Below are 15,361 nucleotides of genomic sequence, written 5' to 3'. Positions count from 1 at the left end.
GGGGCGGGGCACGCCGTGCCCTACGTCGCCACCGGACGAGGTCTGGGCTACGTCATTTGCGTGGCCGCGACAGACTGCACCGGCAGGGTCGCTGTGCGACCACGCCACCCGAGACTGTGAGTTACCCAGAGTGTCCAGTCGATTACGCCAAGTGACTTTATGCATGGTCTACTTCACTGATGACCCCTCCTGGGCCTCCGTCTCCTGAAGAGAACATGCTCGGCCATCTGGCCTTGGTGCCACACCGAGATGACCAGCTCACCCAGCACGCGGCCACCCGTAGGGTCATGGCGGATCTCGGCGACGCTTCGCCAGCACCCATCATGGTTGAGGCCTACAACGAAATTCTGGAGCCCTACTATCACTCGCTGTGGTGCCCCAGGGCGATCCTCATGGCACTGGATCAGACCCCGGACGGCGCCCCTTATCCGATGAGCCCGCAAGCCGCCGCCAAACGGCTGGTTGCCCAGCGCCGACAAGACCGACGTTCCGGAGCACGGCACGCGGTTGGAGACGACGAGCGTGAACTCACTCCGATGGAGCGCGTTGTCCTGAAGCGCCTTGGCCGCTGGAACAGGTCTAAGCCCCCTAGGGAGGGGTTTCGTGATGCGGAAGAGCTGGCCGAGGCCCTGAACCGCCGGTCGATCGACCAGGCGGACCTCCTCAAGCCCGCTGCGGCGGCGAGCACTCGGGATGCGGTATTGGAGCCGTTCCGGCGGCCGACGAGGGCCGACGCGGTGCGGCGGGTGCGGGAATCGCAGGACCGGACCCGCCGGGCGCTTGCCAGCTTGGGATCGCCGCACCTGCCGCCGCCCGTCCCCAAGCCTCGCGCTGAGAAGCTCCGACGGGCCTGGCAGGATGCCCAGGACAAGCGGGCCGCCTACCACCTTGAGACGGACACCTCCGCTGCGGAACTGCTGGCGGTCCAGGCGCTGCGCCAGCACCGTGCTGACGTCGCCGCAGGATGGGTGCTGCAGGATGATGCCGTGTCGGCTGATCTAACCGAAGCAGCCCGTCAGGCGTTGCTGCGGCACCACCATCAGCGCCGACGAGCCTCACCGTTCCGGGCGTCGATGGACGCCCTCGACGCTTATCTCAACGCGGACGGTGACGATCACTTGTGACTAACGAAAGGCCTCGTTCGGCGGCTGCCTCGTCGATGGCTAGATCAACTAGCTTCGATCAATATGCGCCAGCTCTTCGGCTCCGTGCCCTGGCGCCGAGATCGCGTGAAGTCTGCCGAGGTCGCGCAGCTGGCTTCGGGACCGTCCTGGCATGGCGATTGGTGGTGCACTTGTTCACCTGAGGGGGACTACGTCCCGCACCGCTTGAGGTGTGCTGGCTCGGCGGTCGCCCGACGTCGAGCGGATACTCTCCTCGCGCGGAGATCCGCGCCGCCGAACACAAGTTGCGGCTGCTGATCGCCTACGGCCGCGAGTTCACCGAATCCGCCCCTACACCCTCGCCCAGGCCGCAGGCATGCCTGTCTCCGGCGTGCGCACCGCCTACGACGACGCCGAGATCGCGGAGGCCGCCCGGCGCATCGGCGCGAAATTGCGACACCGCGATCAGGACGACGAGCCCGGACGGGCCACCGCGCAATCAGCGTCGTACTGATCGACTTCAGGAACGTCCTCCGGTCACGGCCCGGAGCCGCCCGCACCTGCGAACCCGCTTGGCCCGGCCTCGCCGTCCGCCTGGACGATACGGAACCCTCATCGACGTCCAGCCTGCCGGCACCCCGGCGGACCAGCCTCACTCTTCACCGCCGGTTGCACCCGCTGCTCGCCCGCTACCCCCACCGCTTCCGCATCACATCCCGTAACCATGCCGCTGACCCGAGACGAGGCCACCGATGACCGGCACCCACCACCTGTACTCCCGCGACTGGGGCATCACCGAACTGTCCGCCGCGACCACCCCGCAACCACGTCCGGATCACGATCCACGGGCCCAACACCGACCCACAGATCCTCGGCCGCCGCGCCGGCAACGTCGAGATCACCCGCTTCGACACGGACCGCTTCCTCGCCGAGAACCTGCGCTACGCCGCATCACACGACCTCTGACCAGGCATCGGCCGCTACTTTGCACTTCGGGTCAGCTTCAAGAGTTCCGGGACTGTTTCGTAGCCGTCTTAAGAGGACAGAGGTCGGCCGTGGGGCGGGACAGGGGATCCGCACGCCGGTCACCGCGGCGGTGTCGACGGGGTCGCGTCGCGGGTGTCATCTGCCGAGGAGCGACCTCAGCACGGCCAGGTAGCCGGAACCGGTGTCCAGCGGCGCGTACGCCGGCGGTTCGCCGGGGCGGATGAGGCGGTCCAGCGGAGCGACGACGACGCCGTAGTCGGGGCGGTGCTTGTACTGGATCGACATCCGGTCACGGCGCACCGCGACCACGCGGTGCGGGACGGCGCGGTGCAGTCCATTCGACCAGCGTTGCAGGTAGTCGCCGAGAAACACCACCAGCGCGCCCGGCACGACCGGGACCTGATGCCACGCCCCGTCCGAGGCACGGACCTCCAGGCCCGGTTCGTCCTGATCCAGGATGGTCAGCAGGGAAAGGTCGACGTGCGGTGACATCGCGGACACCTCCCCGGGACCGGGGACGGACGCGGCGGCGGCACCGTAGTGGTTGAGACCCAGCCGGTGCAGGGGCTCGCCCAGAAACCCGGTGAAGAAGTCCTCGTCCAGCCCCAGGTCCAGGGAGCATGCGGCGAGGATGCCGTCGCCCAACCGGGCCAGGTGGTGGAACAGCTCCAGTGAACGCGGGAAGTGCTCGTGGTAGAACTCCACGGACTCCGGCGCGGCGAGTTCGCCGGTGGTGTTGCCGATCCGGTACTGCTCACAGGACTCCGTCCCGCCGTGGGTGCGGCTGCGCTCCCTGCCCAGTCTCCGGTACCCGAGGAACTGGGAAGACTCGCAGGCGTCGTACCCGCTCTTCTCCGCCGACGGCAGCCGGTAGAACTGCTGCGTCTCCGCGTAGACATCCTCGATCAGGTTGAGGGGGACACCGTGGTCGTGGACGAGGAAGAACCCCTCGCGCCGACAGACGGCACCGATCCGGTCGGCGACCGCCGCCCGTTACGTCGAACCCCACCCGGCCGCGTCCCCCGGCAGCCGTACATGCGATATCACCCATGTCCTCCCGTCTCCGTCGAACGGACCACCGCGGGGCGTCCGGCACGAACCCCGACGATCGCCGGGACGTCGACGCGCCTTAGTGCGCCGCCGGTCCGACCGGCACCCGGGCACGGCCGCCGAGAGCTCCACCTCACCACTTCATCGGCTGCCGGGCGGACCGACTTCAGCGGCCAACCGTGTACCGGGGGTCGAGTCTGGTGAGCTCTTGTGATCGAACGGTCTGTATTCGACGTGATGGGCCGGGGTGCAGTCACTGATCGTGGTCGCCGGGGACGTAGCGGTTCCAGTTGCCCCGGCCTCGATCAGGACGCGGGTGGTGTGCTTTTCGTGGAAGCCGAGCATCCGGGCGACGACCGGACGGCCGAGGAGGGAACTCCAGATGAAGCCGGACATGACGACCGAGTGTTGACCCCCGTTCACACCAATTCTTCTGGAGCAGAACCGGAGCACGGGTACACGCGCAACGACGTTCAACGGACACCCGACCGCACCATGCAGCACCGTCTGACGAACTGGCAGTGTGAGGGTCAGGGGTTCGAGTCCCCTCAGCTCCACCATCACTAGAACCCTCCTGATCTGGGATGTTCGTCCAGTTCAGGAGGGTTTTTGTGTTGTGGTGACGATCTTCGGTGATCAGTTGCCTGCTTCTGCCGGATCGGTTCAGTGGGTATGGGTGGAGGTTTTCTGGAGGATTGATCTCTCGGTCTCCTCGATCGGTGATCGGTCTGGGGCATCTGGAGATCGTCCGTGCTCTGTGTCGTTGTGTTCTTCCTGGTGTCGGCGTGATCGCGTCGATGATCGGTGTGCACCCCACTGAGTTGTGGCGTTTGGCGGTGGGCGGTTCGGGTGCGGTGGGCGTCGCTGGTTCCCTGCTGCCGTCGGTCTGGGCGTGGTGCCAGCGGTGTTCGAGGTGGCGGAGGAGTCGTTGTTCGACTTCGGGGGCGACGTGGCTGTAGGCCTCGATGATGCGGTTGTCGAGGTGGTGGCCGAGTCGGCGTGCTTGGGCGATTTCGGGAACGCCGTCGGCGATCATCCAGGTCTTGTGACTGTGGCGGAGACCGTGGAAGGTCAGGCCGGGACGGACTGGGTGAGTGCGGACGACGGGGTGGGGTAGTCGCAGGTTCCCGTCGACCGCAGGCCGGAACACGCGGCGGTCGAAGTCACTACGGCGCAGTGGACGACCGCGTGGGCTGGTGAACACCAGGTCGCCGTCGTGGCCGTCGAGGTGACGGCGGAGGAGTTCGATGAGGAACGGCGGCAGGGTGATGGCGCGGGCCGAAGCCGGGGTCTTGGTGGGTCCGAGCCAGAGGCCGTGGGTGGACTCGTGGAGGCATCCGGTGTCGGGGTCGATGAGGATGCAGCCGTCGTCGAGGTGGGTGTTGGTGCGGTGGAGGCCGGTCATCTCTCCCCAGCGGGCGCCGGTCCAGGCGGCCGTGACAGTCAGGACCCAGTCCCGGTGGCCGCCGAGCATCGCGGCCTGTTCGGCGATGCGCACGACCTGTTCGGGAGTCGCCCACGGTCGTTCCACGGGTGTGGTGGAGTGGTCACGGCGTCGTCCCCGGTGGGTTCTGCGGCGGGCGGGATTGGCGGCGATGAGGCGTTCGTCGACGGCGTCGTCGAGCATCATCGAGAACACGGTGCGGATACCGGCCACGGTCGAGGGGGCGTAGCGGGCTCGCAGTTGTTTGATCCACAGCGAGATGGCGACGGTGGTGATGTCGCCGAGGGCGGTGGTGCGCCAGCGCGGCAGGATGTGGTTGTGGATGCGGCCGAGGTAGTTCACCTCGGTGCGGGCCTCCACGTCCAGTGTCTCGATCCATGACGCAGCCCAGTGGGCCATGGTGGTCTTGGCCGCCTTCGGGTCCAGCCAGGTGCCCCGTCGGCGGTCCGCTTCGGCCTCCTGGACGTAGTCCTCGGCTGCTTTCCTGCTCGCGAAGCCGGACAGCGAGCCGATCCGGCCGTCATCGGTGGGGTAGCGCACCCGCCAGGAGTGCGCTCCGATCTTCTCGGTCCAGGCCATGGCGTCCTCCGATCGGTGTGGGAGCGGGTGCCAACGCCTGGTATGCACCACTGTTGGGTGCTTCGCAACTCGATCAGCACGCGCGTTGTTCGAGCACAGGCACTCGACCGATCCACTCGGGTGAGGGCTCCGCATCGGTCCGACACCGATCTTGACGCTTCAGGCGTCTGCTGTTGGCAGCAGCGGGCTTTCGGGAGATCATGTCTTGATGGACGACAGGGTCATCGAGAATGCATTGTTGGTCTGCCCGCACTGCTCGTCGGATGTCACGCACGTTGAGCATGTCTTCGTGTCCGCGCGGAAGGAGGATCAGTTATCCAATGAGATTACTGTGAATGCCATTTCTGGGCGGGTGGAGACTCATAACAAGGAAGAGGCGCCGATCGGCTCCGCCGTCGGCCACGGACGACGACAGCGCATCGCATTGGGGGGTTATTGCGAGTTATGCGGGCACCGCTTCGCCCTGGTGATCACGCAACACAAGGGAAGTACACTCGTCGAATGGGCGGAGCATGAGATTCTGCCGTGGAACGATGAAGACCATCTTGACACCGTAGAAGACCCTTTCTAGGGCAGTTGACTGCGATCAGTAGCCGCTATCTTCCCTACTCGCCGGGCTGGTGCCCCGCACTTACTAGCACCATCGGTCATCCGTACGTGCGGTGCGCAGGCCGCCTGGCGTTCGTAGCTGAGTCAGTCGACGAGGTAGTGGGCTTCGATGTAGGCGACGGTGGAGTCGTATGGCTCGCCCACCGGTTTCAAGCTGAAGTCGCGGAAGACCGTGGCGGTGGCGCGGCGGACGCCCCGGTTGCGGGCGTCGGCGTTATCCCATGATTGGACGAGGGTGCGGGTGACCACCTGGTCGATCTTCTCGGCCAGGTTTCTCTCCGTGACCGTGAGCCCGGACGGTGCGTGGTCGTGGATGATCCGCGACAGGACGCCGACGTGGTCGTCGTCCAGCACGATGACGGCCTCGTCGGGGTGCTTCTCGGCGTCCACGATGGCGCGGGCGACCCGGAGTGCTTCGGACAGGAACTCCAGGGCGTCCTGGGCGTTCTGGATGATCCGGTCCCGCAGCTGCTTGATCCGCTCCGCGAGGGCGGTGTACTTCGCGGATGCCGGTTCGACACCCTCGTCGAGGGCGGCCTTGATGCGGTCCAGGATCTCCTTCGCAGACGGCGATGTCCTGTCCTTGCCGTCGTCGGAGCCCTGTGTGGGGCGGACGAGGGTCAGCAGCTCCTTGAGAACGGCGATGCCCTGAGCGTCCAACACCAGGGCTTCCTCTTGGGAGGCGACCACGGAGAAGGAATGGACGTGGGCGTTGATGATCTCCAGGACCATCGGCCCCAGCTCGCTCAGCCGCTCTTTGCGTTCCTCGTCGGAGGACTTCTTGAATAGGGTCGTGTACACGGAACCGAACAGCCCGAAGCCGTCCCGATACTTGGCGACCCGCTTGTCGGTGTTGATCAGCGGGTACAGGCGGGCCAGGAGCCGGTAGTCCCTGGAGAAGACCTGGGCGGCGCCGGGATTGGCGTCCAGGAAGACGTTGACGGCTCGCACGGACTCGTATCCGTGGACCGTGAGGTCCAGGTCGTCCACGTCGGCGAGGAGGTCCTCGATACGGGCGAAGGTGGTGCGGAACTCGGCGACCAGCTCGGACAGCTCGGTGACGAATCCGCCGCCCTTGCCTGATCCGGCGGTGGTGGGGTCGACGACAGCGCGTTGGACTTCTTCGGCCAGGCCGATGTAGTCCACGATCACCCCGGAGTCCTTCACGAAGCCCTTCGGGGACACCCAGGTGCGGTTCGTGCGGGTGATCGTCTGGAACAGGGTATGGGCCTTCAGCGGCTTGTCCAGGTAGAGGACACCTTCGTTGGGGGCGTCGAACCCGGTCATCAGCTTGGCGGTCACCACGAGGAAGCACAGCGGGTCGTCCGGGGTGAGGAACCGCCGCTTCTGTTCCTCCTCCTCGGCCTCGGAGAGTCGGAACCTCTGCATGCCGCGGTCTTCGTCCTTGGCGTCTGAGACGGAGATGTTCACCTCGGCGGTGATCCGGTCGTGGTCCCCGACCTCCGCGAGTGCCTGTGATACCTCGAACCCGGCCAGCAGCTCGTTGATCTTGTCCGTGTAGGCCACGGCCAGCTCACGGTTATAGGCGACGACCTGGGCCTTGAGACCGTTGCGGTAGGCGCCTGCCAGGTAGTGGTCCACGATGTGTTGACACACGGTGTGGATGCGGTCGGGATTGGCGAACACCGAGGTGAGGCGCCCGAACTTGCGGGACAGGGCCTCGCGATCGGGGTCGTCGAGGGAGAAGTCGTCGGCGAACTGGTCGAACTCCGCCTGCAACGCGCGGTCGTTCATCTCGAAGTCGACCGGGTACGGGTGCAGCGTGACCGGGACGGTCGTCTCGTCCAGCAGAGACCGAGACACCGAGTACCGGTGCAGGACCCGGCCTGGATCGCTCTTCGAGCCGAACAGGTCGAAGGTGTCGGTGGCGAGGTTCTTGACGGGGGTGCCGGTCATGCCGAAGAACCTCGCGTGCGGCAACGCCGCGCGCATCTGCCCGGCCAGGGACTTCTCCCTGGCGGACTGGGTGCGGTGTGCCTCGTCGACCAACACGATGATGTTGCCGCGTGTCGAGAGGTTCTTGCCTGCGTCGGCGAACTTGTGGACGGTCGTGGAGATCACGCCGCGAACGTCGTCGGCCAGTAAAGAGCGCAACTCCTGACCGGTGGCGGGCTGATGGAAGTAGGCATCCCCCAACGCGGAGGTGAACACCCCGGAGGTCTGCCGGACGAGCTGGGCCCGGTCCGAGAGCAGGATGATCGTGGGAGACTCGGCGCGCGTGTCGGTCAACAACAGCGAGGCCGCGAACACCATCAGCAGCGTCTTCCCGCTGCCCTGGTGGTGCCAGATCAGACCCTTCCTGCCGCCCGCGAGGACTCGCGCGTGGATCAGGTGCGCGGCCTCCATCTGCGGGTAGCGCGGCAGATACTTCTTGTTCGCGCCGCCCCCGGAAGTGTCGAACAGGGCGAAGTTGGCGAGCATGTCCAGGACGGTGGCCGGGTTCAGCAGCAGCTCGACGGAACGCTGCACGTCGGCCTGCCCGGACAGGTTCTCGTCGTCGGCGGTGGACCGGAACGGCTGCCACAGGTTCGTGGGCGCCCCGGCGGCACCGAACCGCAGTTTCAACCCGTCGGAGGCCACGGCGAAGACGTTGGGGGTGAAGAACCACGGGTACTCGGTGGCGTACACGTCGTTGATCTCGCGTGCGGCGGCGGCCCACCCGGACTTCGAGGTCGGCGACTTCACCTCGACCACCACCAGGGGCAGCCCGTTGACCCAGTACACGAGATCGAACCGGCGGGAGGTCTTGCCCGGGACGGTGATGGCCACCTCGTCCGACACAACCAGCGTGTTGGCGGTCGGGTGCTCGAAGTCGACGACCCTCAGGGCATGCCAGCCGCCGTCTGAGTCCCGGAACTCCTTACGCCCCCGGAGCAGATGCAGCACCTGCTCGTTGGCCCGCACCAGCCCGCCGTCCACGGCGTTGACCGTGGCGACGATCTCCTCGACCACCGCGTCTACCTCGAAGGCATCGATGGTGTCGGGGTTGAGCCGGACGAGGGCATCCCGCAGCTGTCCAGTAATCACCGTCTGCGTCGTCGCACGCGGCAACGACCTGCCCGCTGTGAAGCCCCAGCCCATCGGAAGTGACCACTGGATCATCAGGTTCTGGAACTCGCGCTCCCGAATGCCCTTCGCCACGGATTAGACCTCCAGCTCGGCGGACTTGATGTCGATGGTGCGATTCAGCAGGCCCGACAGCAGACTGGCACGAACGCTGCGGAGCCGGCTGGCCTGCAGTTGGGTTCGGCGAATTACGTCCACGATCTCTAGGCATGCCTCCGCGATTGCATGATGCCCCTTGATGTCCGCCACTGGCAGGTTGCTCAGGATCTCGGTGTTGAGGTTCAACATGGTCGTCCCTACCGCGTGAGAGACCAGCCATTCGGTGGTCGCTGCGCCGGAGAGAGCTTCTGCGAGGAGCCGTGACATCGATGAGTCTTGCGGACGGACGCGAATGCATCCCGTTCCACACAACCAGCCATCTTGCTCGGCAATGACGAGGGCACGCTTCGAGAGGTCGCCACGTCGCGGAAAGACGATGTCACCCGCCGTGAGCCGATGTCGGGATAGCCTGGCCGCCACGTTGTCGGGTACCCGCCTGATTTTTGTGGTGAGGATCTGGCCGTCCACCAGGTCTTGCGGCATGACCACAGGAGTTCCCGACGAGTCCTCCGTGTACTCGTGCGCATGGAGCTGAGATCCGAATGGGCCGATCTGGATGCCACGTGGTTCTGCGAGGTCAACAAGAGCGGTCCTGTCCTCGACCGATTCCAGCTCCCGCCGGGTTCCTGCCAACAAGGATCGTAGAGAAGCCACCTCGGCCCCGAGAGCGGCGATCTGCTCGTCCACCGCGCCGATAACCTCGACTATCCGCTCTTGCACCTGCCTAGGGGGCACCGGAATCTCGATCAGGCCTAGGTTCACACCCGAGATGCGCGCGACTTTCGTCTCCGATACATACTTGATTTTCTGTGAATTGAACGGAGATGACGTGAAAAAATACGAGACGTACACAGGATCGAGTCTGTGGCGGAAGATATAGCAGTCATCGTGAACCGCAACGTCGTCGTCGCCCAGCCATGCGACTGCCTTCCCGACATCATCGACGTTCTCGCTGGTCGCAGCGATGACCAGGTCCCCAGGGCGAGCAAGGCGCATTCGCGCACGGGAATTTTCGGCGAGGAAGGTGAGGGAGTTCTTCGCAATAGCCGCAAAGTCCGTGTGAATCTGCGCGTAGTGGATGCAGCCAAGTCCGGACTCAACGTAGTCGTTCTTTGTGAAACGACGCCCCCGGATCAATTCGCCAATCTTAGAGAGGGCCTTCGAGGGCCACAGCGACTGCTCACTCATCGAAGCCCCCGATCCCAGCGGCGGCGAGGACGGCGAGCATGTGCTGCTCTGTCTTCTGACGCTCGGCCCGAGCGATATTGTAGGCGTCGATGAGGGCGCCGAGGTCTTCCTGCTCGGCTGCGGCCTGCTTGACGTAGCGTCCAGTGTTGAGGTCGTACCCGTTCGCGGCGATCTCCGTGGTGGGCACGAATCGCGCCGCGAGTCCGCCGCCATCAGAGTCGACTGGATTTCCGCCGGAATCCGAGCTCGAGTGGTAGGCGGTCACCACATCGGAGATGTCCAACTCGGTCAGAATGTTGCGATTCTTCGCCTTGGTGAACCGCTTCGAGGCGTCGATGAACAGCACCCCATCCTTGCGCTCCGGAGCCTTCACGCCGGGAGCACGGAACACGAGGATGCAGGTCGGGATCGATGTCGAATAGAAGAGGTTCGCGGGCAACCCGATCACCGCCTCTAGTAGATCGTCATCCAGGACACGCTGGCGGATGACTGCTTCCTGGCCGCCTCGGAAGAGGACGCCGTGGGGTAGGACGACGCCGGCACGGCCCTTCCGGGGGTCCATCGACGCGATCATGTGCTGCACGAATGCCCAGTCCGCCGACGACGGCGGCGCCACCCCGCCGAGGGCGCGCGGGTCCCTGATCCAAGGCTTCCACTTCAGGCTGTAGGGCGGGTTGGCGACGATCACGTCGAACTGCGCGGCGGACCCGTCCGGCTTGGTGAAGCGCGGGTCCTTCAGGGTGTCGCCGACCTCGACCTCGAACTGCGTGAGGTTGTGCATAAAAAGGTTCATGCGGGCAACACCTGCGGTGTCTGGCACGGCCTCCTGCCCGTACAGCTTGAGCGTGTACCCGCGTCCGCCCTTGGCCTTCAGGAGGTTCGCCGAGGCGATGAGCATCCCGCCCGACCCGCACGTCGGGTCGTACACCGATTCGAAGCTCGTGGGGTCGAGGAGCTTGACGATCAACTCGACGACCTCGCGCGGGGTGAAGAACTGGCCTGCGCGGGTGCCGGACCCGTCGGAGAACCGCTTCAGGAGGTACTCGTAGGCCCCGCCGAGCACGTCGTGGGACATGTTGCCCTCGTGCATTTTCGGTGTGCGGTCCATCGCCTGCATGACCGCTGCCAGCACGTCCGCCGACAGCACCTCTTCGGAGGTCCAGGTCATGGACCCGAACAGGCGGGAGAACTTGTCCGGGTTCGCCGTCTCGATGGTCTGCAGGGCGGAGCGGACTCGCCTGCCGAGGCCGGGCTGGGTAATGGTGGCGAGGATGGACGACCAAGTGGCGGGGCGCTCGTGGATGTTCCCGGGGTGGATGACCGGGATCTCGAACGACTGGTAGTCGCGGTACTCGATCTCGCGGGCTTCCTCGGCGGAGAGGCTCTCCACGCCGTCGTTCTCGGCCAGGAACTCCTGGTGGTGGTGCTCCCAGGTGTCCGACAGGTACTTCCAGAACATCAGCGGGAACATGACCGAGGAGTACTGCGCTTCGGGCATCGCCACGCGCAGCTCGTCGGCGGCGTCCCACAACCGGTTCTCGATCTCCTGCTGGGTCACTGCCATCAGTCGGGGGTGTCCTTGCTCGTCAAAGGGGTGGAGGGCCGAAGGCCGTGGTGTGCCTGCTGATCACCCTATTCGGGGTGCCTGACACGTACTGAGGAGCGTAGTTTCCCCGCAGATCACTCGAACACGACCTCCCGTGTCGCGGCGGTCCCGGAATCGGGGCTGGTCAGCTGTCACGCGAGTGTGTCAACTGGTGGATCGTGCGAGGGCTGCGGTCGTTACCACGCCCTGCTGTGCCCGTCGCCTGCTTCTCCACGGGCCACGTTGCTGGACCCGGAGTGTCGTCGCACACGAGCGGAGGAGAACTCGCGACCATAGGCGAATGTCGGTGCTGCTGTTAGTTGATGTCGACAACGTCGTCGGAGGAAACAACCCTCGCCCGGAGTTGGTCGAGGTGTGCCTGGTGGAGTTGATCGCGAGGCCGCCAGGACGGGCAGCACGGCCCGGGCCGAGCTGTCGTCGGGGCAAGGGTCCGCGTCAGGTCGCGACGGCGGCTTCGCGTCAGGACCAGAGTCACCCGAAGTCGTCGATAGGCGAGGCCGTCCCGACGGTGGACGACGAGGTCGCGATCCGCATCGGCGCCGAGCCTGAGGTGATGCGACGCCTCACCCGCTCCGCGCGCAGGCTGGAACGGGTGGGCTGGCTGCTCAGTTGGCGTATGCACTGTTGTCCGGCACGGTCGGGTTCGTGGTCGAGTATCTGATCGTCGGCGAGCAAGCGCTGGCGGGATGCAGCCATCTCGTGTTCTTCGTGGTGTTCATGGCAACGATCAACGGCCAGTACGTCTATCCTCGTGCGTCAACCACCACACGTCTGGCCACCGCCCTCTTGCAGGGTATGACCGCGATCGGGTCTTTATCTATGTGCGCGATCTAGAATTACTGGGGTGATCTCGGTGTGCGCAGCTTTCCGCGCATGGTGTCGGATATGTGTGCGATCTGGATGTGGCAGCCGTCGATCCACATCAATCCGGAACTGATGACCGAGCGATGATGCTTGTTTCACACCAGTTTTCCTGGAGCGGAGCTGGAGCATGCATATGTTCGCAACAAGGCTCAACGGCACTCTACGATGTGGAACGGCATCGCCTGACCTACTGGTTCTCCATCGGCGCAGGTCACGGCAGCGCGAAGATCACGCTGGCAGTGTGGGTGGTGTCGACATTATCCAGGCCTCGTGGCCATTGGCGTACCTGTGGAAGCTCAGGACTCGCGACCAGCAAAGCAGTCGCTGCGGGGCTGTGCCGCAGATGGTTCGAGTCGGGGTGATCGGGATGCGGACTTCAAACCAAGGTAGACGGTGCGGCGACCCCCGAATTTTGGGATATGGTCCATAAAGGAACCAGGGGGTGGCAGTGGAACATCTTGAGTCGGCCTCTTTAATGCGAATCACGATGATTGACGTGGTTGGTCAAAGATCGCCTATCGCGGCACCAGTGAGCGGGAAAATGACATCTCGGAGGCGCAGGGCGGCTGCGACGGCTCGTTGTTGCTGCTCGATGTGGATATTGGCGGCATCCACTGCGGCAACGATCTCTCGTTGCATCGTGAGCGGTGGCAGTGGGATAACCAGTTTGCGCATGGTGCTCGCGCTGATGTTCGGGATCGCAGTGCCGCGGGAACGCTCCTTAATCCATTTCTGTGCTTCGGGGGAGTTCAGGTAGTGGACAAGATACGTGGAATCAATTCCATTGACTGACGGCCGTAGACGCATGCAGCTGGGACCCAAAAGCCATCCAGCCTCCGCCTCACGGACGAGCCCGTGCCGGCCGAGTGTCCCTGATCGTGCGCATACGACATCCCCTGGCAATAGCGCATACTTCGCGAACCTCGCGGTAGTCTCCGGGTTTACGGTGTCCAGGTCCTCATGGCTTAGGTACCCGAGTCTGATATTACGGGGCAGTACCAGTCGAGTCCAAGTTGCAGTAAAGTGGCCACGTGTCCTGCGCACCGTACCTGGCCCTGATTGAACGTCGCATATCTGACTAAGGGGAACGCTCATCCTTCTTTCGAGAGTTGCGTCGTGTAGTGCGGAAATGCGCAAGGCGATGTCTTCTTGAATCACCTCCACCTTACTCTTCAGATCGTCCAATTCTCGCTGCAAAGACTTGAATTCGACTGATGTCACCGAGGTAGAAGAAGTGATTTCCGCGCCCACGTAGCGCTTAGATTCGAGAATGTAGTTCTCCTGCTGAATATCGGCGATACCGACTGATCGAGCGAACTTTTCGGAGCCGTCATGCTTCCACGAGCTCCCGAGATCGCGCCAGTCGCGATAGGTCTGAATGATTTTGCTCCGGAGCTCGGGGTGCAAGACACGTCGGCCGTCCCCGTCGGACTCACCTCGAACGGTCGTGGCGTCGATGAAGAGGATTTCTGGCACTTTCAGCTTGCTGGGTTCGGGTCGTTGAAGCAGCCAGAGAGACACCGGAATCCCGGTGTAGGCGAACAGACCTGCCGGCAATGTGATGATGCTAGCGATAATGTTTGCATCAACCATCATTCGTCTGATATCGGCATTCGCTCCGCCAGTGAACAATGCGCCGTTGGGCATGAGCACACCGGCGTGCCCGCCGGGCTTCAGGCTCATCACTGCAAGCTGGAGCCATGCGAAATTGGCATCTCTCTTCGGTGGCACGCCAAAGAGCCACGTGTCCTTTCTGGCTTCGTCGGGTGTCGGTAGGTTGAAGGGGGGATTGGCGAGGACGATGTCGAACTTCCTGTCGGTGAACGCCCCGCCTCTCACCTGAGGACCACCAATTCGCACGTCCGCTTTACCACCGTGCAAAGCGATGTTGAACAGCGACATCCGCTGCGACCGCTCATTCAGCGCTTGACCGGACACCGACGCCGCTCCCCGTTGCGCGGCAGCCACCAACAGCTCGCCGGAGCCGCACGCCGGATCATACACCGTGCTCGATTCACGAGGATCGAGTAGTTCGATCAAAAGGCGCACCAGCGATCGAGGAGTGAAGTGACCACCCCGCCGTCCGAAATCCCGGTGAAAGCTGTTCAACAGCGCGTCGAAGAGCGTTGCTGGATTGACAGCTTCCAGCTCGATCCGATTAAACAGATCGATCACCCGTAGCCACTGTCGCTCGCCGAGGGAACCTCTTCCGTCGGGGACCGGTAGCGGAGTACCCAGTCCCGCTACCGGTGCGGATCGCAGCAGTCGGCTCACGTCGTCCCAGTTCCCCTGTTCTGTGACTTCCTGCCACAGTGCCGGGGCGGTGGAGCGGAGGTAGAGAAGGCTCATGACCAACTCGGCAGCCGACGCCCGGTCTAGATCGCCGCGCAATTGGTCCATAATCTGCCACAGCAGAGCAGGCGTGTCATGGCTGGCCTCTGGGTTCATCCGCAGTGTCGTTGGCCGATCAACCGAGGCGTGCACCCCAGCGTTGCGCTTGAACCGGTCGCCGTAGGTGGTGCCGGGAGTCTCGTCTGACCGTAGCCCGTTGCGAGCGATCCTTCTCTGATCGAGCCAGCGCGCGATTTCGATGAGGGAGAACAGCTCCTGGCCCGCCGTCACGGTGGGGCGGGGGAAGTCGGCGTGTCGCTTGCGCCAGTTGCTGGCCGCGCTCACGCCGACCCCCGCCAGTTTCGCGATGTCGGTGAGGGGCAGGCCTTGGCCAGGTTCGGTCATGGGTGCATC

11 protein-coding genes and 1 pseudogene are annotated in these 15,361 nt (G+C 64.4%); 5 read left to right on the top strand and 7 right to left on the bottom strand.

All coding sequences use genetic code 11. The features are described 5' to 3' along the window. Nucleotides 1-179: 179 nt before the first annotated feature. Nucleotides 180-1,124 carry a hypothetical protein gene (locus UA74_RS16045; RefSeq protein ID WP_157442240.1) on the top strand — a complete coding sequence of 315 codons (945 nt, stop codon included), beginning with the start codon at nucleotides 180-182 and terminating at the stop codon, nucleotides 1,122-1,124. A gap of 370 nt (nucleotides 1,125-1,494) precedes the next feature. Further along, on the top strand, nucleotides 1,495-1,617 hold the full coding sequence (locus UA74_RS34010) for a hypothetical protein (protein ID WP_257787473.1): 123 nt from the start codon (nucleotides 1,495-1,497) through the stop codon (nucleotides 1,615-1,617). 608 nt (nucleotides 1,618-2,225) lie between these two features. On the opposite strand, the gene UA74_RS32885 is transcribed toward UA74_RS34010, so the two are convergent. From UA74_RS32885 to UA74_RS16035, 3 genes and pseudogenes are all read right to left on the bottom strand, one after another. Next, on the bottom strand, nucleotides 2,226-2,795 hold the full coding sequence (locus UA74_RS32885) for a 2OG-Fe(II) oxygenase family protein (protein ID WP_198042727.1): 570 nt from the start codon (nucleotides 2,793-2,795) through the stop codon (nucleotides 2,226-2,228). 87 nt (nucleotides 2,796-2,882) lie between these two features. Next, nucleotides 2,883-3,062: pseudogene (locus UA74_RS34275) on the bottom strand (2-oxoglutarate and iron-dependent oxygenase domain-containing protein); the annotation flags it as partial. Nucleotides 3,063-3,393: 331 nt separating this feature from the next. After that, nucleotides 3,394-5,163 carry a tyrosine-type recombinase/integrase gene (locus tag UA74_RS16035; RefSeq protein ID WP_075764708.1) on the bottom strand — a complete coding sequence of 590 codons (1,770 nt, stop codon included), beginning with the start codon at nucleotides 5,161-5,163 and terminating at the stop codon, nucleotides 3,394-3,396. Nucleotides 5,164-5,371: 208 nt separating this feature from the next. On the opposite strand from UA74_RS16035, the gene UA74_RS31855 reads away from it, so the two are divergent. Next, nucleotides 5,372-5,734, top strand: a complete 363-nt coding sequence (locus UA74_RS31855; protein ID WP_157442238.1) for a hypothetical protein — start codon at nucleotides 5,372-5,374, stop codon at nucleotides 5,732-5,734. Nucleotides 5,735-5,856: 122 nt separating this feature from the next. Here the strand turns inward: UA74_RS31855 and UA74_RS16030 are convergent, their stop codons facing one another. From UA74_RS16030 to UA74_RS16020, 3 genes are read right to left on the bottom strand one after another with little or no spacing between them, the layout of a single operon-like run. Next, nucleotides 5,857-8,934, bottom strand: a complete 3,078-nt coding sequence (locus UA74_RS16030) for a type I restriction endonuclease subunit R (protein ID WP_075764707.1) — start codon at nucleotides 8,932-8,934, stop codon at nucleotides 5,857-5,859. Between the two features lie 3 nt (nucleotides 8,935-8,937). After that, a complete protein-coding gene (locus UA74_RS16025) occupies nucleotides 8,938-10,146 on the bottom strand; it encodes a restriction endonuclease subunit S (protein WP_075764705.1) in 1,209 nt (402 codons plus the stop codon). Continuing rightward, nucleotides 10,139-11,710, bottom strand: coding sequence for a type I restriction-modification system subunit M (locus UA74_RS16020; protein ID WP_075764703.1), 1,572 nt, complete (start codon nucleotides 11,708-11,710; stop codon nucleotides 10,139-10,141). Before UA74_RS16020 ends, UA74_RS16025 begins: the two co-directional genes overlap by 8 nt. A 322-nt stretch (nucleotides 11,711-12,032) precedes the next feature. Between UA74_RS16020 and UA74_RS16015 the strand changes: the two genes are divergently transcribed. Together UA74_RS16015 and UA74_RS16010 are read left to right on the top strand one after the other, a co-directional pair. After that, on the top strand, nucleotides 12,033-12,413 hold the full coding sequence (locus tag UA74_RS16015; RefSeq protein WP_075764702.1) for a hypothetical protein: 381 nt from the start codon (nucleotides 12,033-12,035) through the stop codon (nucleotides 12,411-12,413). Continuing rightward, nucleotides 12,398-12,586, top strand: coding sequence for a hypothetical protein (locus UA74_RS16010; RefSeq protein ID WP_075764700.1), 189 nt, complete (start codon nucleotides 12,398-12,400; stop codon nucleotides 12,584-12,586). The genes UA74_RS16015 and UA74_RS16010 overlap by 16 nt, the downstream gene beginning before the upstream one ends. 534 nt (nucleotides 12,587-13,120) lie before the next feature. Here UA74_RS16010 and UA74_RS16005 read toward each other — a convergent pair. Continuing rightward, nucleotides 13,121-15,352 (bottom strand): N-6 DNA methylase, encoded by a 2,232-nt coding sequence (locus tag UA74_RS16005; RefSeq protein ID WP_075764698.1) that lies wholly within the window; start codon nucleotides 15,350-15,352, stop codon nucleotides 13,121-13,123. Nucleotides 15,353-15,361: the final 9 nt, after the last annotated feature.

Source organism: Actinoalloteichus fjordicus (assembly GCF_001941625.1).
Classification (GTDB): Bacteria; Actinomycetota; Actinomycetes; order Mycobacteriales; family Pseudonocardiaceae; genus Actinoalloteichus_A; species Actinoalloteichus_A fjordicus.
The sequence above is the reverse complement of the archived record's forward strand: the minus strand, read 5'-3'. Positions and strand labels throughout refer to the sequence as shown.

Excerpts from the sequence above, each read along its gene's own strand:
- UA74_RS16045 (WP_157442240.1), top strand. The coding sequence starts at position 180 with ATGACCCCTCCTGGGCCTCCGTCTCCTGAAGAGAACATGCTCGGCCAT.
- UA74_RS16035 (WP_075764708.1), bottom strand. The coding sequence starts at position 5,163 with ATGGCCTGGACCGAGAAGATCGGAGCGCACTCCTGGCGGGTGCGCTAC.
- UA74_RS31855 (WP_157442238.1), top strand. The coding sequence starts at position 5,372 with ATGGACGACAGGGTCATCGAGAATGCATTGTTGGTCTGCCCGCACTGC.
- UA74_RS16025 (WP_075764705.1), bottom strand. The coding sequence starts at position 10,146 with ATGAGTGAGCAGTCGCTGTGGCCCTCGAAGGCCCTCTCTAAGATTGGC.
- UA74_RS16020 (WP_075764703.1), bottom strand. The coding sequence starts at position 11,710 with ATGGCAGTGACCCAGCAGGAGATCGAGAACCGGTTGTGGGACGCCGCC.
- UA74_RS16015 (WP_075764702.1), top strand. The coding sequence starts at position 12,033 with ATGTCGGTGCTGCTGTTAGTTGATGTCGACAACGTCGTCGGAGGAAAC.
- UA74_RS16005 (WP_075764698.1), bottom strand. The coding sequence starts at position 15,352 with ATGACCGAACCTGGCCAAGGCCTGCCCCTCACCGACATCGCGAAACTG.